The organism is Azonexus hydrophilus DSM 23864 (assembly GCF_000429605.1).
Classification (GTDB): domain Bacteria; phylum Pseudomonadota; class Gammaproteobacteria; order Burkholderiales; family Rhodocyclaceae; genus Azonexus; species Azonexus hydrophilus.
Map to the genome: position 1 here is coordinate 262,015 of NZ_AUCE01000012.1, position 19,343 is coordinate 281,357.

Sequence of the window (19,343 nt, forward strand, 5' to 3'; positions counted from 1 at the left end):
GCGGACGATGCAGCGATGATCGGTTTCTGGACCCTGTTCTACAAGGAAGTGTTGCGGTTCTGGAAGGTCGCCTTCCAGACCGTGGCGGCGCCGGTGCTGACGGCCATGCTCTACCTGATGATCTTCGGTCATGTGCTGGAGGATCATGTGCGGGTGCATGGCATCGGCTACACCAGTTTCCTGATTCCCGGGCTGGTGATGATGCAGGTGCTGCAGAATGCCTTCGCCAATTCCTCGTCCAGCCTGATCCAGGCCAAGATCACCGGTTCCATTGTCTTCGTCTTGCTGCCACCCTTGCCGTACAGCAGCTTCTTCATCGCTTACGTATTGGCCGCCATGCTGCGCGGGATCATGGTCGGCGTCGGCGTATTGCTGGTTACAGTGTGGTTCGTCGATCTGCAGGTGGTGGCGCCGGGCTGGGTGCTGCTGTTCGCCGTGCTCAGCGGCGCCCTGTTTGGCGCGCTGGGGATGATTGCCGGTATCTGGGTCGAGAAGTTCGATCAACTGGCCGCTTTTCAGAACTTTTTGATCATGCCGCTGACTATGCTCTCCGGCGTCTTCTACTCGATTTACACTTTGCCGACATTCTGGCAACGACTGTCCCATTACAATCCTGTCTTTTACATGATCGACGGCTTCCGTTACGGCTTTTTCGGCGTTTCGGACGTGTCGCCGGTGCACAGTCTGGCCGTGGTCGCCAGCTGTTTTGCCCTGACCAGCCTGTTGACACTGGCCCTGCTCAAGCGGGGCTGGAAACTGAGAACCTGAATCCGCATGCATCCCGACCAGATCAAGCAACTCATCCTCGCCGGCATGGCCTGCGATCATCTCGAACTCGATGGCGACGGCCAGCATTTCGAGGCCCTCGTCGTCAGTGCCGAATTTGCCGGCAAGAATCGCGTCCAGCGCCAGCAGCGCGTCTATCAGACGCTCAAGGAAAAACTGGCGACCGGCGAACTGCACGCCCTGTCTTTCAAGACCCTGACCCCCGAAGAATGGAGTGCCCAGCGTGGATAAACTGTTGATCCGGGGCGGTAGCGTCCTCAAGGGCGAAGTCGCCATGTCCGGGGCCAAGAACGCGGCGCTGCCGATTCTCTGTGCCTCGCTGCTCTCGGCCGATCCGCTCGAACTGGGCAATGTGCCGCAACTCAACGATATCTCGACCATGCTGCGCCTGCTGGGCGACATGGGTATCGGCGTGCGCCATGAGGGTGACGACGGGCTGACGCTCGACGGCAGCGGTCTGAACAACCCGGTGGCCTCCTACGAGATGGTCAAGACCATGCGCGCCTCCATCCTGGTGCTCGGTCCGCTGCTTGCCCGTTGTGGCGAAGCACGCGTGTCGCTGCCCGGCGGTTGCGCCATCGGTGCCCGGCCGGTCGATCAGCACATCAAGGGGCTGCAGGCGATGGGTGCCGAAGTCACCGTCGAGCAGGGCTATGTCCATGCCCGTGCCAGCCGCCTCAAGGGCGCGCGCATCTGTACCGACATGGTCACCGTCACCGGTACCGAAAACCTGATGATGGCGGCCTGCCTGGCCGACGGCGAAACGATCATCGAGAACGCCGCCCGCGAACCCGAAGTCGTTGACCTGGCCAACTGCCTGGTGGCGATGGGCGCCCGGATTTCCGGCGCCGGCACCGACATCATCCGCATCCAGGGCGTCGAAAAACTGCACGGCGCCCGCCATTCGATCATGCCCGACCGCATCGAGACCGGCACCTATCTGTGCGCGGCTGCCGTCACCGGCGGCGATATCCGCCTGACCCGGACCTCGGCTGCCTACCTCGATTCGGTCGTCGACAAGCTGATGGACGCCGGTTGCGAAATCGTCGTCGAACGCGACGCGATCCGCCTGACGGCACCGGCCAAGCTGAAATCGGTCAGCCTGCGCACGGCGCCTTACCCGGCGTTCCCGACCGACATGCAGGCCCAGTTCATGGCCATGAACTGTGTCGCCGACGGGGTGGCGACGATCCGCGAGACGATTTTCGAAAACCGCTTCATGCACGTCAGCGAGTTGATGCGCCTCGGCGCCAACATCCAGATCGAAGGCAATAACGCGATCGTTCGCGGGGTCGATCGCCTTGAGGGTGCGACAGTCATGGCCACCGACCTACGCGCTTCGGCGTCGCTGATCATTGCCGGCCTGGTGGCCAGCGGCGAGACCCTGATCGATCGCATCTACCATCTGGATCGTGGTTACGAGCGCATCGAGCAGAAACTGGCTGCCCTCGGCGCCAGCGTCGAACGGGTCCGCTGATGTTGTTTTTGGCATGAAACCCGGGCTTTTTTGGCCCGGGGTGCAAAAAAGTTTGAAAAATGCTTTGCTTTATTCCGTCTCTGCCCCATACTCGCCGGCACGGGATTTCCAGGCAGTGTGTTGTTCCTGCACCGATTTCGGTTTGTCAGCTCCTCGGTCTTGATTCTCGATTTTTTTAATATTTTCCAAGGAAGCTATCATGGCAACTGGTACCGTCAAGTGGTTCAACGACTCCAAGGGTTTTGGTTTCATCTCCCCGTCCGAAGGTGGTGAAGACCTCTTCGCTCACTTCTCTGCAATTCAAGGCAACGGTTTCAAGACCCTGGCCGAAAACCAGAAGGTGACCTTCGACGTCGTCAATGGCCCGAAGGGCAAGCAGGCTGCCAACATCCGCCCGGCTGAATAAGCTACCGGATACGCCTGTATCGAAAAGCCCGGCTTGCCGGGCTTTTTGCTTTTGGGTCGCCGCCATTGGCGGCGATTTCGGCGGCCATGCCGCTTTGCGGTAAAATCACCGCTTTACCCACGAGACACTCCCCGTGACCGGTATCACCATTGCCCTGTCCAAGGGTCGCATCTTCGACGAAACCCTTCCGCTGCTGGCCGCAGCCGGCATCGTGCCGGCCGAGAATCCGGAAACCTCGCGCAAGCTGATCATCGAGACCAATCAGCCGGACGTGCGCGTCGTCATCGTCCGCGCCACCGACGTACCGACCTATGTCCAGTACGGCGCGGCCGACATCGGCGTGGCCGGCAAGGATGTGCTGATCGAGCACGGCGGCGAAGGCCTGTACGCACCGCTCGACCTGAAGATCGCCAAGTGCCGGATGATGGTCGCCATCCCCGAAGGTTTCGACTACCAGAACGCCGTGCGCCAGGGCAACCGCCTGAAGGTGGCGTCCAAGTACATCAAGACGGCGCGCGAACATTTTGCCGCCAAGGGCGTGCACGTCGACCTGATCAAGCTCTACGGTTCGATGGAACTGGCGCCGCTGGCCGGCCTGGCCGACGCCATCGTCGACCTGGTGTCGACCGGCGGCACGCTCAAGGCCAACAAGCTGGTCGCCTGCGAGCACATCATGGACATTTCCTCGCGCCTGGTCGTCAATCAGGCGGCACTCAAGGTCAAGCGCGAGACCCTGCAACCGATCATCGACGCCTTTGCCCAGGCGGTGGAGAAGTAAATGACTGTCGCGATCAAGCGCCTGTCCACGGTAGCCGCCGATTTCGCGGCCAGGCTGAAGGAACTGCTCGCCTTCGAGGCGGCGGCGGATGAGGGCATCGAGCGCACCGTCGCCGGCATCCTCGCCGACGTCAAGACGCGTGGCGATGCTGCCGTGGTCGACTACAGCAACCGTTTCGACCGCCTGACAGTCGCAACGATGGCCGATCTCGAACTGTCGCGCGACGAACTCGAAAAGGCACTCGCCGGCTTGCCGGCCGACCGTCGTGCTGCCCTCGAAGTCGCCGCCCAGCGTGTGCGTGCCTACCACGAGAAGCAGAAGCTCGACGGCTGGTCCTATACCGAAGCCGATGGCACGCTGCTCGGCCAGATGATCACCCCGCTCGACCGCGTCGGCCTCTACGTGCCGGGCGGCAAGGCGGCCTATCCGTCGTCGGTGCTGATGAACGCGATTCCGGCCAAGGTCGCCGGCGTCAAGGAACTGATCATGGTCGTGCCGACGCCGGGCGGCGAGCGCAACCAACTGGTGCTGGCGGCGGCCTGCCTGGCCGGCGTCGACCGGGTGTTCACCATCGGCGGCGCACAGGCGGTCGGCGCGCTGGCTTACGGTACCGAGAGCGTGCCGCAGGTGGACAAGATCGTCGGACCCGGTAACGCCTACGTGGCCACGGCCAAGCGCCGCGTGTTCGGCATCGTCGGCATCGACATGGTCGCCGGTCCGTCGGAAATCCTGGTCGTTTCGGACGGCTCGGGCAATCCCGACTGGGTGGCGATGGACCTGTTCTCGCAGGCCGAGCACGACGAACTGGCGCAATCGATCCTGATCTGTCCGGACGCCGCTTTCATCGAACGCGTCCAGGTCAGCATCGACAAGCTGCTGCCGACGATGCCGCGCCAGGAGACAATCCGCACCTCGTTGACCAATCGCGGCGCCTTCATCCAGGTTCGCGACATGGACGAGGCAATCGCCATCGCCAACCGCGTCGCGCCCGAGCACCTTGAACTGGCCCTCGACAATCCCGACCCGTGGGTGGAAAAGATTCACCACGCCGGCGCCATCTTCATCGGCCACTACACCTCGGAATCGCTCGGCGATTACTGTGCCGGGCCGAACCACGTGCTGCCGACCTCAGGCTCGGCGCGTTTCTCGTCGCCGCTCGGGGTCTACGATTTCCAGAAGCGGACCAGCCTGATCAAGGTGTCGAAGGCCGGCGCGCAGACGCTGGGCCGGGTCGCGTCTACGCTGGCGCACGGCGAGGGCCTGCCGGCACATGCGAAATCGGCGGAATTCCGGCTGGAAGACTGAGCTTTCATGAACCAGCATCAGCCGAATCAAGTGCGCCCGGATCTCCGGGCGCTTTTTTTGGGCTTTTCGTCGGTCGGCCTGTCCGGTTTTGGGGGCGTGCTGCCCTTTGCCCGGCGCATGCTGGTCGACCAGCGCGGCTGGATGAGCGCTGAGGAATTCAACGCCCAGCTCGGGCTCTGCCAGTTCCTGCCGGGGCCGAATGTGGTCAATCTGGCGGTGCTGGTCGGCAAGCGTTACCGCGGCTTGGCGGGGGCCATTGTCGCCCCGGTCGGCCTGCTGGCCGGGCCGATTGCCATCGTCCTGCTGCTGGCCATGCTCTACGATGCTTACGGCAGTCTGCCGGTCGCCCAGTCGATGCTGCGCGGCGTGGCTGCGGTCGGCGCCGGTCTGTTGTTCGCCATGGCTTGGCGCATGGGCATGGCGATTCGTGACAAGGCGGCTTTCCTGCCTTTTGCCGCGTTGGTTGTCTTCGGGATTGCCTGGCTGCGCTGGCCGATGCTGTGGGTGATGCTGGCCGGCCTGCTGCTCTCCGGCGGTCTGGCCTACTGGCGGTTGGGGCGGCGATGAGCCTGATCGTCGACCTGTTCCGCGAATTCGCGATCCTGTCCTTCGTCGCCTTTGGTGGCGCGACCGCGCTGTTGCCGGAGATGCATCGCGTCGTCGTCGAAAATCACCAGTGGCTGGACGACACAACCTTCACTCATTTGTACGCCATCGCCCAGGCCGCGCCGGGCCCGAACGTGCTGGTGGTGACCCTGATCGGCTGGCACGTCGGCGGCCTGGGCGGCGCGTTGGCTGCAACGCTGGCGATGTGCCTGCCGATGAGCGTGCTCATCTACCTGCTGATCGACCGCTGGGAAAGCTTTGCCGGCAAACGCTGGCAGCGGGCGATCAGCATCGGCGTGGCGCCGCTGGCGGTTGGCCTGGTGTTTTCCGGGGCGACCCTGATCAGTCAGGCGGCCAATCTGGGGCTGGCCGCGTGGTTGCTGCTGGTGGCCACGGTGCTGGCCAACCTGAAGACCAGACTGCATCCGCTGTGGTTCATCGGCGTCGGCGCCTTGCTCGGTTTGCTCGGCCTCGTTTGAGGCCGTCGCCGACTCAGCCGAGGATTTCGCGCAGCGCCACGCTCAGTGCCTGACAGTCGGCATCGCTGCCGATGGTGATGCGCAGGTACTGGTCGATGCGCGGCAGCTTGAAGTGGCGGACGATGATGTTGCGTTCGCGCAGCGCCTTGGCCAGTTCGGCGGCGTCGCGACCGGGATGGCGGGCGAAGATGAAATTGGCGGCCGACGGCAGCACCTCGAAACCTTGTCCGGCAAGATCGGCGGTCAGCGCCTCGCGGGTGGCGATCACCGTGGCGCAGCATTGGCGGAAGTAGTCTTCGTCCTCGATCGCGGCAACGGCACCGACGATCGCCAGGCGGTCCAGCGGGTAGGAATTGAAGCTGTTCTTGACCCGCTCCAGCGCCTCGATCAGATCCGGGTGACCGACCGCGAAGCCGACCCGCAAACCGGCCAGCGAGCGCGATTTGGACAAGGTGTGCACGACCAGCAGGTTGTCGTACTGCTGGGTCAGCGGAATGGCGCTGGTGCCGCCGAAGTCGACGTAGGCCTCATCAACGACCACGACCGAATCCGGGTTGGCGCGGACGATGCGCTCGATGGCAGCAAGCGGCAGCAGGCGACCGGTCGGGGCGTTCGGGTTGGCAATCAGGATGCCGCCGTTGGCGACGCCGCAGTAGTCGGCCGGGTCGATGGAGAAATCGGCGGCCAGCGGCACGGTGCGGTGAGCGACGCCGTAGAGGCCGCAATAGACCGGGTAGAAGCTGTAGGTGATGTCCGGGAAGAGAATCGGCGCGTCGTGCTTGAGCAGTGCCATGAAGATGTGCGCCAGGACCTCGTCGGAACCGTTGCCGACGAAGACTTCGCCGGGCTTCACGCCGTGATGCCGGGCGATGGCGTTCTTCAGCAGGTCGGCGTTGGGGTCCGGGTAAAGGCGCAGGCGGGCACCGTCGTCGCCGAGCTCGGCCTTTATGGCGGCGACCACCCGGGGTGAGGGCGGGCAGGGGTGCTCGTTGGTGTTCAGCTTGATCAGATTGGCGATCTTGGGCTGTTCGCCCGGCACGTAGGGGGTTAGGTCGCGGACGACCTGGCTCCAGAAGCGGCTCATCGGGTTTTCACGGTAGGCGTAAAAGTAAGACGAAATGGTATCATGCCCCTCCGTTTCAACGTTTTTCCGCCAAGTCCATGCGACAAGCCGAAGTTACCCGCAATACCCTGGAGACCCAGATCACCATCAAGGTGAATCTTGATGGTACCGGCCAGGGCCGGTTCGCCACCGGCGTTCCCTTCCTCGATCACATGCTCGACCAGATTGCCCGGCACGGCTTGATCGACCTCGATGTCGACGCCAAGGGCGATCTGCACATCGACGCCCATCACACGGTCGAGGATATCGGCATCACCTTCGGTCAGGCGCTGGCCAAGGCCTGGGGTGACAAGAAGGGGCTGACCCGTTACGGCCACAGCTACGTGCCGCTGGACGAAGCGCTGTCGCGCGTGGTCATCGACCTGTCGGGGCGGCCGGGGCTGGAACTCAATTGCGAATTCACCCGGGCAATGATCGGCCAGTTCGATGTCGACCTGGTCTCTGAATTCTTCCACGGCCTGGTCAACCATGCCGGGATGACGCTGCACATCGACAACCTGCGCGGCAAGAATGCCCATCACCAGGCCGAGACCATCTTCAAGGCCTTTGGCCGGGCGCTGCGTATGGCGGTGACGCCTGATCCGCGTATGGCCGGTTGCATGCCGTCGACGAAGGGAACGCTGTGACCATCGCCGTCATCGATTACGGCATGGGCAATCTGCGCTCGGTGTCGAAGGCGCTGGAGCATGTCGCCGATAGCGAGGCCGTGGTCGTCACCGCCGACCCGGCCGTCGTTGCGGCTGCCGAGCGGGTGGTCTTTCCCGGTCAGGGGGCGATGCCCGACTGCATGCGCGAACTCGATGCCCGCAATCTGCGGGAAGCCGTGCTGGCGGCGGCAAAGAACAAACCCTTTCTCGGTATCTGCGTCGGCGAACAGATGTTGTTCGAACGCAGCGAAGAGGGCGATGTTGCTGGTCTCGGCGTTTTTCCCGGTGTCGTCCGGCGCTTCCCCGAGGCGCAGATGGTCGACGCCAGCGGCGCTCGCCTGAAGGTCCCGCACATGGGCTGGAACGAAGTCCGGCAGGCGCCGCACGCCCTGTGGTCGGGGATTGCCGACGGTTCGCGCTTCTATTTCGTGCATAGCTACTGCGTGCAGACCATCACTCCTGGATTGACCACCGGCACGACCGTATACGGCCTGCCCTTTACCTGTGCAGTGGGCCGGGATAATATCTTTGCGGTCCAGTTCCATCCCGAGAAAAGCGCTCGCGACGGCCTGCAACTCCTGAAGAATTTTGTCGAGTGGCGCCCCTGATTCGCGTCTGTCGTAAATTTTCCCGTTGATTCCCCCATGCTGATCATTCCCGCAATTGACCTGAAGGACGGACAATGTGTCCGCCTCAAGCAGGGCCTGATGGAAGAGGCCACCATTTTCTCAGACAGCCCGGCCGAACAGGCCCGGCACTGGCTGGATCAAGGCGCGCGCCGTCTGCATCTGGTCGACCTCAACGGTGCCTTTGCCGGCAAACCGAAGAATGCCGCAGCGATCAAGGCCATCCTGGCCGAGGTCGGTGACGACATTCCGGTCCAGCTCGGTGGCGGCATCCGTGATCTCGACACCATCGAAGCCTGTCTCGACGGCGGCCTGTCCTACGTCATCATCGGCACCGCCGCGGTGAAGAATCCGGGCTTCCTGCACGATGCCTGCGTTGCCTTTCCCGGCCACATCATCGTCGGCCTCGACGCCAAGGACGGCAAGGTGGCGACCGACGGCTGGTCGAAACTGACCGGTCACGACGTTGTCGATCTCGGCAAGAAATACGAGGACTACGGCGTCGAGTCGATCATCTACACCGATATCGGTCGTGACGGCATGCTCTCCGGCCTGAACATCGAAGCCACCGTGCGTCTGGCTCAGGCGCTGACCATTCCGGTGATTGCTTCCGGCGGCCTGTCCAACCTCGACGACATCCGCGCCCTGTGCGCGGTCGAAGGCGAAGGCGTGGTCGGCACCATCGCCGGTCGCGCCGTGTACGACGGTTCGCTGGATTTCAAGGCGGCGCAGGAACTCGCCGACGAGCTGGGCGCCTGATGCTCGCCAAACGCATCATCCCCTGTCTCGACGTCACCGCTGGCCGGGTCGTCAAGGGCACCAATTTCGTTGGCCTGCGCGATGCCGGCGATCCGATCGAGATCGCTCGCCGCTACAACGAGCAGGGCGCCGACGAAGTCACCTTCCTCGACATCACGGCCTCCTCCGATCAGCGCGACATCATCCTGCACATCGTCGAAGCCTGCGCCGAGCAGGTCTTCATTCCGCTGACCGTCGGTGGTGGCGTGCGCAAGGTCGAAGACGTGCGTCGCCTGCTCAACGCCGGCGCCGACAAGGTGTCGATGAATACTGCCGCGGTGCAGAATCCGGACCTGGTCTTCGACGCATCGAGCAAGGTCGGTTCGCAGTGCATCGTCGTTGCCATCGACGCCAAGCAGGTCGCGCCGGGCAAGTGGCATGTATTCACGCACGGCGGCCGCAACGATACCGGACTCGACGCCATCGAATGGGCGAAGAAGGTCGAGGCGCTGGGCGCCGGTGAAATCCTGCTGACCAGCATGGACCGCGACGGCACCAAGAACGGTTTCGATCTGCCGCTGACGCGCGGCGTATCCGACGCGGTCGGGATTCCGGTGATTGCCTCGGGTGGGGTCGGCAACCTGCAGCATCTGGCCGACGGCGTTTCCGAAGGTCGCGCCGATGCGGTGCTGGCCGCTTCCATCTTCCATTTCGGCGAATACACGGTACGCCAGGCCAAGGAATACATGGCCGCGCGCGGGATCGAAGTGCGACTGTAATGGCCGATCTCGATCACGCCCTCGACTGGCTCGACGCACTCAAATGGGACGCCGACGGCATGATCCCGGCGATTGCCCAGGATGCCGCCGGGCGTATCGTGATGTTCGCCTATATGAATCGCGAGTCCTTGCAGGAAACGGTGCGCAGCGGCAACGCGGTATACTGGTCGCGTTCGCGGGCACGTCTGTGGCGTAAGGGTGAGGAGTCGGGTTTCTGGCAGAAAGTCAGCGCCATCCGCACCGATTGCGACGGCGACGTGCTTCTGCTGACGGTCGAACAGGTCGGCGGCATCGCCTGCCATACTGGCCGCGCGAGTTGTTTTTTCAATGAGTTGCAAGGGGAACGCTGGGTTCCCGTCGATCCGGTTTTGAAAGATCCGAAGGACATCTACCAATGAGCACGCACGACATCCTGCATCGCTTGTCCGAAACCCTGGCTTCGCGCCGCCATGCCGATCCGGAAAAGTCCTACACCGCCAAGCTGTTTGCCGATGGTCCGGATTCCATCCTCAAGAAGATTGGCGAGGAATGCGCCGAGCTGATCATGGCCGGCAAGGATGGCAAGCGCCTGAACATCGTCCGCGAGTCGACCGACGTCGTTTATCACATCCTGGTTCTGCTCGCCTTCTACGGACTGTCGATCGAAGATGTGTCGCAGGAAATGCGCCGTCGCGAAGGGATTTCCGGCATCGACGAGAAGGCCTCGCGGAGCGCCGGCAAGTGAGCGACTGCCTGTTCTGCCGGATCGTCGCCGGGCAGATTCCCGCGCAGAAGGTTTACGAGGATGAACTGATCCTGGCCTTCCGCGACATTCATCCGCAGCGGCCGGTTCATATTCTCGTCATCCCGAAGAAGCATATTACGTCGTTGGCCACCGTTGCGCCGGCGGATGCCGAAGTCCTCGGCCGCATGCTGGTCAAGGCCAACGAAATCGCGCTTGCCGAGGGTAGCCCCGGCGGCTTCCGTGTCATCATCAATACTGGCGAGATCGGGCAGCAGGAAGTGCCCCATCTGCACATGCACATCGTGGGCGGACCTGACCCGGTCGGCCCCATGCTCAAGCGAATTTAAGGAGACATCATCATGGGTACTTTTTCCATCTGGCACTGGCTGATCGTTCTGGTCATCGTCCTGCTCGTGTTTGGCACCAAGAAACTGCGTAACGTCGGTCAGGATCTCGGTGGTGCGGTCAAGGGCTTCAAGGACGGCATGAAGGAAGCCAATGCCGACAAGCCGGCCGATGGCGCCCAGCCGACCCAGCAGGTCGGTGGCCAGACCATCGACGTCGAGGTCCAGGAAAAGACCAAGTCCTGATAATCCGGGCAGGCTGTTGCCTGCCCGTTCATGATCAAATTCCATGTTCGATATCGGTTTTACCGAATTGATGGTGATCGGCGTCGTTGCGCTGCTGGTCATCGGTCCCGAGCGCCTGCCCAAGGTGGCGCGTACGCTCGGCCATCTGCTTGGCCGCGCGCAGCGTTACGTCAATGACGTCAAGTCCGACATCAACCGCGAAATGCAGCTCGACGAGCTGAAAAAGCTGCAGGCGCAAGTGGCCGAGTCGGCCCGCTCGCTCGAAGATACGGTGCGCAAGGAATATGATTCCGCGCGCACGACCTTCGCTTCGCCGGTCCAGGACGCAATCGCCGATCTCGAAGCAAGTGCCCGCAAGATCGAACAGGATGTCGCAGCAGTGGCCAGCCCGGTGAGCACCGATGCGAAGCCGGCTGTACCGGAAAAGGATGGCAGCAAGGCATGAGCGAGACCGAGCAGCAGGAAACCTTCGTCTCGCATCTGGTCGAGTTGCGCGACCGGGTTTTGCGCAGCCTGATTGCCATCGCCGTGGTGATGGGCGGGCTGGCGCTTTATCCCGGCCCGGGGGCGATCTATGACCTGTTGGCGGCGCCGCTGACCAGCGCCTTGCCCGAGGGGACCAAGATGGTCGCCATCGGCGTCGTCACGCCGTTCATGGTGCCGCTCAAGGTCACCGCCATGGTCGCCTTCGTGCTTGCCTTGCCCTATGTGCTGTTCCAGGCCTGGGGCTTCGTCGCGCCCGGTTTATACGCCCACGAGCGCCGCCTGGGCATTCCGCTGATCATCTCGAGCACGGTGCTGTTCGTGCTGGGCATGGCCTTCTGTTACTTCTTCGTCTTCGGCCAGGTCTTCCACTTCATTGCCAGTTTTGCGCCCAAGAGCATCACACCGGCGCCGGATATCGAAGCCTACCTGTCCTTCGTGATGACCATGTTCATGGCCTTTGGCCTGTCCTTCGAGGTGCCGGTGGCGCTCGTCGTGCTGGTCAAGTTGGGTGTGGTCAAGGTCGAGAAGCTACGCGAATGGCGCTCCTATTTCATCGTCGGCGCCTTTGTCGTGGCTGCCGTGGTCACGCCGCCCGACGTCGTTTCGCAATTGGCGCTGGCGGTTCCGATGTGCCTGCTTTACGAACTCGGCATCCTGGCGGCGACGTTGGTGTCGAAAACCACGACCCGTGCCGATGCCGATGCGGCTGCCGCCGCCGCTAGTGCAGAACAGTCCGCTGCCAGCGACCTTGACCTCGACGCCGAGTTGGACAAGGCCGAAGCCGACTTCCGCAAACTCGACGGCAAGTCCTAATTGCGTGGCGGTCCCGGGCGGGTTGCCTGTTGGCCCGCCGGCGCGCCGTCGATGAAGCGCCACAGGGTGCCGGCTGGCATTGTTGTCCACTGTTCGTTGTCGGTCAGCGGCAGGGTGGCGATCACCGCCACCCGATCCCGGGCGCCGGTGACTTCGCGGAAATCAACGGTCAGATCCTGATCCTTCAGATGCGCTTCGGCGAACGGCGCCTGGCGAACGATGTAGCTGAGTCGCGTTGAGGCATGGGCGAACAGGCAGTCGCCGTTGGACAGCAGGAAATTGAATTCACCATGCCCGGCAATCGCCGAGGTGAGCTCGTGCAGCGCCGCGAACAAGGCGTCGACCGATGGCATGACCTCACCGAAACGGCGGCGGAATTCCTGCAGTAGCCAGCAGAAAGCGCGCTCGCTGTCGGTGTTGCCGACCGGCATGAAGCTGCCGTCGAGTGTCGGCTGGAAATCGAGCAGGTTGCCGTTATGCGCGAAAATCCAGTAGCGGCCCCACAATTCGCGCATGAAGGGGTGGGTGTTTTCCAGCGCTACGGTTCCCTGGGTGGCCTTGCGGATGTGCGCGATGACATTCATCGAACGGATCGGATAGCGGCTGACCAGTTCTGCCACCGGCGAACTGGCCGAGGGCTGTGGATCAAGGAAGACGCGCGTGCCGCGGCCCTCGAAGAAAGCGATGCCCCAGCCATCCGAATGCACGTCAGTGGCGCCGCCGCGTGCCTGGAAGCCGGAAAAGGAAAAACAGATATCCGTAGGCACGTTGCAATTCATGCCAAGCAACTGACACATGGGGCTTATTCCTCGGCGCGCAGTGGCGGACGCTTGCCGATCCTGACCTGGAGTTCGAGGATGCTGCGGTCGCGGCGCAGGCGGAAGGCGGCTTTTTCGTCGGGCTTGAGTTCGGCGATCAGATCAAGCATGACCTGCGGGTCGGTGACGGCCTTGCCATTGACCGAGAGCAGCACGTCGCCCGGGCGGACACCGGCGCGGTCGGCCGGGCTGGCGCGCACGACGCCGGCGATCAGGGCGCCATCGGTATCCGGCAGGCCGAAGGATTCGGCCAGTTCCTCGGTGATTTCCTGGGCTTCGACACCGATCCAGCCGCGCGTCACCGAGCCGCTTTCGATGATCTGTTCCATGATGCTGCGCGCACTCGAGACCGGAATGGCGAAACCGATGCCGTGGTTGCCGCCGGTCCGCGAGTAGATCGCGGTGTTGATGCCGACCAGGTTGCCCTGGGCGTCGACCAGGGCGCCGCCGGAGTTGCCGGGGTTGATGGCGGCGTCGGTCTGGATGAAATTCTCGAAGGTGTTGATGCCCAGGTGCGAGCGGCCCAGCGCCGAGACGATGCCCATGGTCACCGTCTGGCCAACGCCGAAGGGATTGCCGATGGCGAGCACGACATCGCCGACGCGCAGGTTGTCCATCTGGCCGAAGGTGATCGCCGGCAGGCCGCTGGCGTCGATGCGCAGGACGGCGAGGTCGGATTCCGGGTCGGTGCCGACGATCCGTGCCTTGTAGGTCTTGCCGTCGTTGAGGGCAACCTGGATGTCGTCGGCGCCTTCGATGACGTGGAAATTGGTCAGGATGTAGCCGTTCTGGCTGACAATGACGCCCGAGCCAAGCCCGGAGTTGCGCCGGCTCTGGCCCTCGGGGCGTTCGCCGAAGAAGTGGCGGAAGATCGGGTCGTCGAACAGCGGATGACGTTGCTGGCGGACCTGCTGCGTGGTGTAGATATGTACCACTGCAGGTAGCGAGGTGCGCGCGGCATCACGATAGGAAGACAGTGCATGCGGTTCGCCGCCGGCCACCGGTGCGGCTTCCTGCAGCGCAATGATGCGCTGGCCGCGCGGCAGCCATTCCGGCTTCAGTGTCGAAACCGTAAAGACGACGGCCAGCGCAACGGTGACCGTTTGTGCAAAAATCAGCCACAACCTGTGCATGTGAGTCCGTGACGATGAAACTTGATGAATTGACGCTGTATCTCGATGAATTGCTGCAAGCGCCGAAGTACCGGGATTATTGCCCAAACGGTCTGCAAGTGGAAGGTTGTGGCGGGGTGACGCATATCGTTGCCGGGGTCACGGCCAGCCAGAAACTGCTCGATCTGGCGGTCGAACGCGGCGCCCAGGCCGTTCTGGTCCATCACGGCTATTTCTGGAAGGGCGAGGACGGGCGCATTACCGGCATGCGCCGCAAGCGCCTGGCGACCCTGCTCGGCAACGGAATCAGCCTGCTGGCCTACCATCTGCCGCTCGACGCACACCCGGAACTGGGCAACAACGCACAACTGGCCGCTTTGTTCGGCTGGCTGCCGGAAGGGCGCTTCGGCGAGCAGGATATTGGCTGGTTCGGTCGCCTGCCAGCGCCGGCCACCCTGGCCGAGGTCAGTGCCGGAATCAATGGGGCGCTGGGGCGGCAAGCTCTGGTGATCGGCGATCCGGCGCGGCCGATCCGGCGTGTGGCCTGGTGTTCCGGCGGCGCGCAGGGCTATTTCGAGCAGGCCATAGCCCTCGGCGTCGATCTTTACCTGTCTGGCGAAATTTCCGAACAGACCGTGCATCTGGCCGAGGAAAGCGGCGTTGCCTATGTCGCCGCCGGCCATCACGCCACCGAGCGCTACGGGGTCAAGGCTGTGGCGGCCCATCTGCAGGCGCGTTTTGCCCTAGAGTGCAGTTTCATCGATCTCGATAACCCGGTCTGAGGCGACTCAGATACTGCAACGCCAGGGCGCTGAGCACGCCGCCGAACAAGGCACCGCCGAGCAGTTCCAGCCACTGCTTCCAGGCCGTGTTGGCGGGGGGCTTTTCCTCGGGCAGCGGGCCGGCCGCTGGCGGTTGCCGGAGCGCGATGGCCAGTTGCAGTTCCTGCTCGGCGGCCTTGATTTCGCTGCCGATGACCATCGCCGCCTCAAGTTTCTGCAGGCTTTCGTTGAGCCGGCTCAGGCTGGTTTCCATGCGCAGCAGGCGTGCTTCGGTTTCTTCGCTGATCGTCGACGGCAGGTTGTAGTCGAGTTGCATCGGGGAGTTGCCGAGAACCAGACGGTCGCCGCGTGCCTCGGGCGCCGGGCGGGGCTTCGCTGCGGGGGGCGCGCTGCGTGGCCGCGGGGGCTCGCTGGCAACTGCCGATGCGGACGTCCGGACTGGCGCGCTGGCGATCCGGGATTCGGTTTGCCGGGTGTCCGGTGGCGAGGGCATGACGAAGTAGTCACGTTGCAGTTCGACGCCGCAACCGGCCCGCAAGCGCAGCGTGGCCAGGGGTTCGTGCAGGGGCTCGGGTGCCGTGATGCGCAGGCGCATGCCCTGGCTGCCTTGTTCGAGTTGCAGGCGGGCATTGGTGATCACCGGCAAATCGGCATCCTTGATCCGGGACAGGCTGAAGCAGACAGCCTCCAGTTTTTCATCCGCCCGGGCGATGATGGCGACTTCCGCCTGCAGCGGTTCGCCGATCCGCGAGTGCACCGTGAGTTCTCCCAGGCCCGCAGCAAGCGCGGAGGGAGATACCATCAACAGGCAGATGAGGCGCGGCAGGCTGGGCTTCACTGAACGAATCGGGATAACATGGCGGGGTGCAATGCGCGAAGTATTGCACATTTGCTGCAACATGCCAGGGTCATTTCATGCATTACGCTATTTCTCCCCGTTCGCCGGTGGTGGTACCGGTTTTTGACAGCGATGCCTTTTTTCCGGTTCGCCGGATTTTCTGCGTTGGCCGCAACTATGCCGAGCACGCGAGAGAAATGGGCGCGACGGCCCAGGCCGACGGCCTGGAACCGCCATTTTTCTTCACCAAGCCAGCCGATGCGCTGGTTTGTGGCGGCGACGAACTGGCCGTGAGTTATCCGCCGGCGACCGCCAATCTGCACCACGAGGTCGAGATGGTCGTCGCGCTCGGCGCCGGCGGTGCCGATGTGCCGGTCGAGGTGGCGGCCGGCCTGGTGTTCGGCTACGCGGTCGGGCTCGACCTGACGCGGCGCGACATCCAGGCCAGGGCCAAGGAAAAGGGCCATCCCTGGGACATGGGCAAGGGTTTCGACCAGTCGGCGGTCTGCGGGCCCCTGGCGCCGCTGGCCACCGCCGGTCATCCGCGCGCTGGCGCGATCTGGCTCAAGGTCAACGGTGAGTTGCGCCAGCAGGGCGATCTCGACCAGATGGGCTGGAAGGTCGAGGACATCATCGCCAACCTGTCGACGCTGGTGCGCCTGGAAGCCGGTGATCTGATCTACACCGGCACGCCGGCCGGGGTCGGGCCGCTGCAGCGCGGCGACCTGCTCGAAGGCGGTGTCGACGGCCTGCCCGGATTGCGCGCCCGCATCGTCTGATCGTCGCTTCGTGTTGCAGGCAATGCGTGGCCTGATCGGCCACGCTTTCCCCATTCTCGTTGCCCAGCTTGCGTCGATCGGCATGATGGTCGTCGACACGGCGGTGCTCGGCCACGTCAGCCCGGCCGATCTTGCGGCCGTTGCCATCGGCGGCGGCATCCATATTTCGCTGGTGTTCGCGCTGGTCGGCGTGGTCCAGGCGGTGGCGCCGCTGGTTGCGCATCTGCACGGCGCCCGCCGCGACGACGAAGTGGCCGGCATCCTGCAGCAGGGCTTCTGGCTGGCGCTGCTGCTCAGTCTGCCCGGCATGCTCTTCCTGCGTCATCCCGGTTTCGTGCTCGACCCCTTCGCCATGGATGCGGCGGTCGATGCCAAAGTCCGCGAATACCTCGGTCTGCTCGCCTGGAGCCTGCCTGCCGCGCTGCTCTATCGTACCTTCTATGCCTTCTGCAATGCCCTCGGGCGACCGCGGGTGTTGATGGGCATCGGGCTGGCGGGGCTGGCCATTCACGCGGTGCTTGCCTGGGGGCTGGCCTTGCAGGGCTGGCTGGGCGAGCCCCTGGGGGTGGTCGGTTGCGCCTTGTCGAACATCGTGATCGGCTGGTTGGCCTGCACGACCGGGGCGCTGTGGCTGAATTTCGGTTCGCTCGGTCGCCGTTATCGACCGTTTGCCGGCTGGCAGGCGCCGCGCTGGCCGGTCTGGCGCCAGCTGTTGCGCCTGGGCGTGCCGATGGGCTTTTCCAATCTGGTCGAGATCACGGCATTCACGCTGGTCGCCCTGTTCGTCGCTTCGCTCGGTGCAACCGAGGTCGCCGGGCATCGCATCATCGCCAACCTGTCGGCACTCGCCTACATGCTGCCGCTGTCGCTGGCAATTGCCACGCTGGCGGCGGTCGGCCAGTTGCTCGGCGCGCGCGACTGGGCTCGGCTGCGGGTGACGGTGCGCGCCGCCTTGTATCTGTCGGCCTTGCTGTCGGTGCTGGTCGGCTTGCTCCTGTGGCTGGCCGCCGAACCGCTGGTGGCGGCCTATACCGACGATCCGGCGGTGTGCGGAGTGGCGTTGGGACTGATTGCCTATGTGGCGATCTACCAATTTTTCGATGCCCTGCAGACCATCGCCGGTCATGTCTTGCGAGCCTGCCGGGTGACCTTCGTGCCGATGCTGATCCAGACTTTCTGCTTCTGGGGGATCGCCCTGGGCGGCGGCGCCTGGTTGTGTTACCGCTGGCAGCCGGCGCTGGGGGTTGCCGGTTTCTGGCTGGCGTCGGTGATTGCGCTGGTGGCGGCTGCGGCGTTGCTTTTGCCGTTGATGGTCAAGGTCATCCGCCTGAGCGAAAGCGCTTCGTAATTATGAATTTTGGCCTGCAATAATTTGTTGCGGCTGTGGTAAGATTTTCGGCTCGAAGAAGTATAACCGGGCGGGGCCAGGGGGATGTTTGGTGCCGCTCAAAGCTCGCAACTCAACTCAACGCAAGGAAAGCGCATGAAAATTCACGAATATCAGGGCAAGCAAATCCTGAAGAAATTCGGCGTTACGGTTCCGCGCGGGATTCACTGCACGACCGTCGAAGACGCAGTCAAGGCAGCTGAAACCCTGGGCGGCAAGGTCTGGGTCGTCAAGGCACAGATCCACGCAGGCGGCCGTGGCAAGGGCGGCGGCGTCAAGGTCGCAACCTCTCTGGAAAAAGTGCGCGAGTACGCCAGCCAGATCCTCGGCATGCAACTGATCACGCACCAGACCGGCCCGGAAGGCCAGAAGGTCCGTCACCTGCTGATCGAAGAAGGCGCAGACATCCAGCACGAATACTATGTTGCCGCGCTGACCGACCGCGCCACGCAATCGGTGGCCATCATGGCCTCGTACGAAGGCGGCATGGACATCGAAGAAGTCGCCCACAAGACCCCGGAAAAGATCGTCAAGGTCTTCGTCAACCCGCTGGTCGGCTTGACCGACGAGCAGGCGCTGACCCTGGCCAAGGGCATGGGCATGAACGAAGCCTCGATCCCGCAGTGTGTCGATACGCTGAAGAAGCTGTACACCTGCTACATGGAAACCGACGCTTCGCTGGCTGAAATCAACCCGCTGATCCACGAAGCCGACGGTACCGTCAAGGCGCTCGACGCCAAGTTCAACTTCGACTCCAACGCCCTCTACCGTCAGGAAGAGATCGTCGCCATGCGCGACCTGGACGAAGAAGACGCCGACGAAATCGAAGCTTCCAAGTTCGACCTGGCCTACATCTCGCTCGACGGCAACATCGGCTGCCTGGTGAACGGTGCCGGTCTGGCCATGGCCACCATGGACACGATCAAGCTGTTCGGCGCCGAGCCGGCCAACTTCCTCGACGTCGGCGGCGGCGCCACGACCGAGAAGGTCACCGAAGCCTTCAAGATCATGCTCAAGAACACCAAGGTCAAGGGCATCCTGGTCAACATCTTCGGCGGCATCATGAAGTGCGACACCATCGCCACCGGCGTCGTCGCTGCGGCCAAGGAAGTCAATCTGTCGGTGCCGCTGGTCGTCCGCATGAAGGGCACCAACGAAGACCTGGGCAAGAAGATCCTCAAGGATTCCGGCCTGCCCATCATCTCTGCCGATTCCATGGCCGAGGCCGCCACCCAGATCGTTGCCGCGGTCAAGTAAGGAGCTA

26 protein-coding genes are annotated in these 19,343 nt (G+C 63.4%); 22 read left to right on the plus strand and 4 right to left on the minus strand.

Annotated features, from left to right (window positions below):
* The first annotated feature begins 15 nt into the window (after positions 1-15).
* The 8 genes from G471_RS0105340 to G471_RS0105375 all read left to right on the plus strand — a co-directional run bounded on the left by G471_RS0105340 (position 16) and on the right by G471_RS0105375 (position 5,837).
* Entirely contained in the window at positions 16-768 is a 753-nt protein-coding gene (locus G471_RS0105340; protein WP_028994429.1) for an ABC transporter permease, read from the plus strand.
* A gap of 6 nt (positions 769-774) precedes the next feature.
* On the plus strand, positions 775-1,017 hold the full coding sequence (locus G471_RS0105345) for a BolA family protein (protein ID WP_028994430.1): 243 nt from the start codon (positions 775-777) through the stop codon (positions 1,015-1,017).
* Positions 1,010-2,263 carry a UDP-N-acetylglucosamine 1-carboxyvinyltransferase gene (gene murA / locus G471_RS0105350; protein ID WP_028994431.1) on the plus strand — a complete coding sequence of 418 codons (1,254 nt, stop codon included), beginning with the start codon at positions 1,010-1,012 and terminating at the stop codon, positions 2,261-2,263. Before G471_RS0105345 ends, murA begins: the two co-directional genes overlap by 8 nt.
* Positions 2,264-2,462: 199 nt before the next feature.
* Positions 2,463-2,669: a cold-shock protein gene (locus G471_RS0105355; RefSeq protein ID WP_028994432.1), complete on the plus strand. Its 207-nt coding sequence runs from the start codon at positions 2,463-2,465 to the stop codon at positions 2,667-2,669.
* A gap of 133 nt (positions 2,670-2,802) precedes the next feature.
* Positions 2,803-3,447, plus strand: coding sequence for an ATP phosphoribosyltransferase (hisG, locus tag G471_RS0105360; protein ID WP_028994433.1), 645 nt, complete (start codon positions 2,803-2,805; stop codon positions 3,445-3,447).
* Positions 3,448-4,752, plus strand: coding sequence for a histidinol dehydrogenase (hisD, locus tag G471_RS0105365; protein WP_028994434.1), 1,305 nt, complete (start codon positions 3,448-3,450; stop codon positions 4,750-4,752).
* 6 nt (positions 4,753-4,758) lie between these two features.
* Entirely contained in the window at positions 4,759-5,319 is a 561-nt protein-coding gene (locus G471_RS0105370) for a chromate transporter (protein ID WP_028994435.1), read from the plus strand.
* Positions 5,316-5,837, plus strand: a complete 522-nt coding sequence (locus G471_RS0105375) for a chromate transporter (protein WP_028994436.1) — start codon at positions 5,316-5,318, stop codon at positions 5,835-5,837. Before G471_RS0105370 ends, G471_RS0105375 begins: the two co-directional genes overlap by 4 nt.
* Positions 5,838-5,850: 13 nt before the next feature.
* Here the strand turns inward: G471_RS0105375 and hisC are convergent, their stop codons facing one another.
* Positions 5,851-6,921 (minus strand): histidinol-phosphate transaminase, encoded by a 1,071-nt coding sequence (gene hisC / locus G471_RS0105380; RefSeq protein ID WP_028994437.1) that lies wholly within the window; start codon positions 6,919-6,921, stop codon positions 5,851-5,853.
* A gap of 77 nt (positions 6,922-6,998) precedes the next feature.
* On the opposite strand from hisC, the gene hisB reads away from it, so the two are divergent.
* From hisB to tatC, 10 genes are read left to right on the plus strand one after another with little or no spacing between them, the layout of a single operon-like run.
* A complete protein-coding gene (hisB, locus tag G471_RS0105385; RefSeq protein ID WP_028994438.1) occupies positions 6,999-7,586 on the plus strand; it encodes an imidazoleglycerol-phosphate dehydratase HisB in 588 nt (195 codons plus the stop codon).
* Entirely contained in the window at positions 7,583-8,215 is a 633-nt protein-coding gene (gene hisH, locus G471_RS0105390) for an imidazole glycerol phosphate synthase subunit HisH (protein WP_281170381.1), read from the plus strand. Before hisB ends, hisH begins: the two co-directional genes overlap by 4 nt.
* Before the next feature lie 36 nt (positions 8,216-8,251).
* On the plus strand, positions 8,252-8,992 hold the full coding sequence (hisA, locus tag G471_RS0105395) for a 1-(5-phosphoribosyl)-5-[(5-phosphoribosylamino)methylideneamino]imidazole-4-carboxamide isomerase (RefSeq protein WP_028994440.1): 741 nt from the start codon (positions 8,252-8,254) through the stop codon (positions 8,990-8,992).
* Positions 8,992-9,750, plus strand: a complete 759-nt coding sequence (hisF, locus tag G471_RS0105400) for an imidazole glycerol phosphate synthase subunit HisF (RefSeq protein WP_028994441.1) — start codon at positions 8,992-8,994, stop codon at positions 9,748-9,750. The genes hisA and hisF overlap by 1 nt, the downstream gene beginning before the upstream one ends.
* The gene (gene hisI, locus G471_RS0105405) at positions 9,750-10,148 is read left to right on the plus strand and encodes a phosphoribosyl-AMP cyclohydrolase (RefSeq protein WP_028994442.1); all 399 of its coding nucleotides are present in this window, start codon (positions 9,750-9,752) and stop codon (positions 10,146-10,148) included. Before hisF ends, hisI begins: the two co-directional genes overlap by 1 nt.
* Positions 10,145-10,474, plus strand: coding sequence for a phosphoribosyl-ATP diphosphatase (locus tag G471_RS0105410; RefSeq protein ID WP_028994443.1), 330 nt, complete (start codon positions 10,145-10,147; stop codon positions 10,472-10,474). The genes hisI and G471_RS0105410 overlap by 4 nt, the downstream gene beginning before the upstream one ends.
* Complete coding sequence (locus G471_RS0105415) at positions 10,471-10,821, plus strand: histidine triad nucleotide-binding protein (RefSeq protein ID WP_028994444.1); 351 nt, start codon at positions 10,471-10,473, stop codon at positions 10,819-10,821. The genes G471_RS0105410 and G471_RS0105415 overlap by 4 nt, the downstream gene beginning before the upstream one ends.
* Before the next feature lie 12 nt (positions 10,822-10,833).
* Positions 10,834-11,064 carry a Sec-independent protein translocase subunit TatA gene (gene tatA / locus G471_RS0105420; RefSeq protein ID WP_028994445.1) on the plus strand — a complete coding sequence of 77 codons (231 nt, stop codon included), beginning with the start codon at positions 10,834-10,836 and terminating at the stop codon, positions 11,062-11,064.
* Positions 11,065-11,107: 43 nt separating this feature from the next.
* On the plus strand, positions 11,108-11,509 hold the full coding sequence (tatB, locus tag G471_RS16770; RefSeq protein ID WP_043420913.1) for a Sec-independent protein translocase protein TatB: 402 nt from the start codon (positions 11,108-11,110) through the stop codon (positions 11,507-11,509).
* Positions 11,506-12,363 (plus strand): twin-arginine translocase subunit TatC, encoded by an 858-nt coding sequence (gene tatC, locus G471_RS0105430; protein ID WP_028994446.1) that lies wholly within the window; start codon positions 11,506-11,508, stop codon positions 12,361-12,363. Before tatB ends, tatC begins: the two co-directional genes overlap by 4 nt.
* Here tatC and G471_RS0105435 read toward each other — a convergent pair.
* Both G471_RS0105435 and G471_RS0105440 read right to left on the minus strand, forming a co-directional pair.
* Positions 12,360-13,160 carry a class II glutamine amidotransferase gene (locus G471_RS0105435; RefSeq protein WP_028994447.1) on the minus strand — a complete coding sequence of 267 codons (801 nt, stop codon included), beginning with the start codon at positions 13,158-13,160 and terminating at the stop codon, positions 12,360-12,362. The two genes, tatC and G471_RS0105435, sit on opposite strands and share 4 nt — an antisense overlap.
* 5 nt (positions 13,161-13,165) lie before the next feature.
* Positions 13,166-14,314, minus strand: coding sequence for a Do family serine endopeptidase (locus G471_RS0105440; protein ID WP_028994448.1), 1,149 nt, complete (start codon positions 14,312-14,314; stop codon positions 13,166-13,168).
* A 14-nt stretch (positions 14,315-14,328) separates the two neighbouring features.
* Between G471_RS0105440 and G471_RS0105445 the strand changes: the two genes are divergently transcribed.
* A complete protein-coding gene (locus G471_RS0105445; protein ID WP_028994449.1) occupies positions 14,329-15,075 on the plus strand; it encodes a Nif3-like dinuclear metal center hexameric protein in 747 nt (248 codons plus the stop codon).
* On the opposite strand, the gene G471_RS0105450 is transcribed toward G471_RS0105445, so the two are convergent.
* Positions 15,050-15,913 (minus strand): type IV pilus assembly protein FimV, encoded by an 864-nt coding sequence (locus G471_RS0105450; RefSeq protein ID WP_028994450.1) that lies wholly within the window; start codon positions 15,911-15,913, stop codon positions 15,050-15,052. The genes G471_RS0105445 and G471_RS0105450 overlap by 26 nt on opposite strands.
* 77 nt (positions 15,914-15,990) lie before the next feature.
* On the opposite strand from G471_RS0105450, the gene G471_RS0105455 reads away from it, so the two are divergent.
* From G471_RS0105455 to sucC, 3 genes are all read left to right on the plus strand, one after another.
* A complete protein-coding gene (locus G471_RS0105455; RefSeq protein WP_028994451.1) occupies positions 15,991-16,692 on the plus strand; it encodes a fumarylacetoacetate hydrolase family protein in 702 nt (233 codons plus the stop codon).
* 22 nt (positions 16,693-16,714) lie between these two features.
* On the plus strand, positions 16,715-18,040 hold the full coding sequence (locus G471_RS0105460; protein WP_051295297.1) for an MATE family efflux transporter: 1,326 nt from the start codon (positions 16,715-16,717) through the stop codon (positions 18,038-18,040).
* Positions 18,041-18,175: 135 nt separating this feature from the next.
* The gene (gene sucC, locus G471_RS0105465) at positions 18,176-19,336 is read left to right on the plus strand and encodes an ADP-forming succinate--CoA ligase subunit beta (protein ID WP_028994453.1); all 1,161 of its coding nucleotides are present in this window, start codon (positions 18,176-18,178) and stop codon (positions 19,334-19,336) included.
* Positions 19,337-19,343 lie beyond the last annotated feature (7 nt).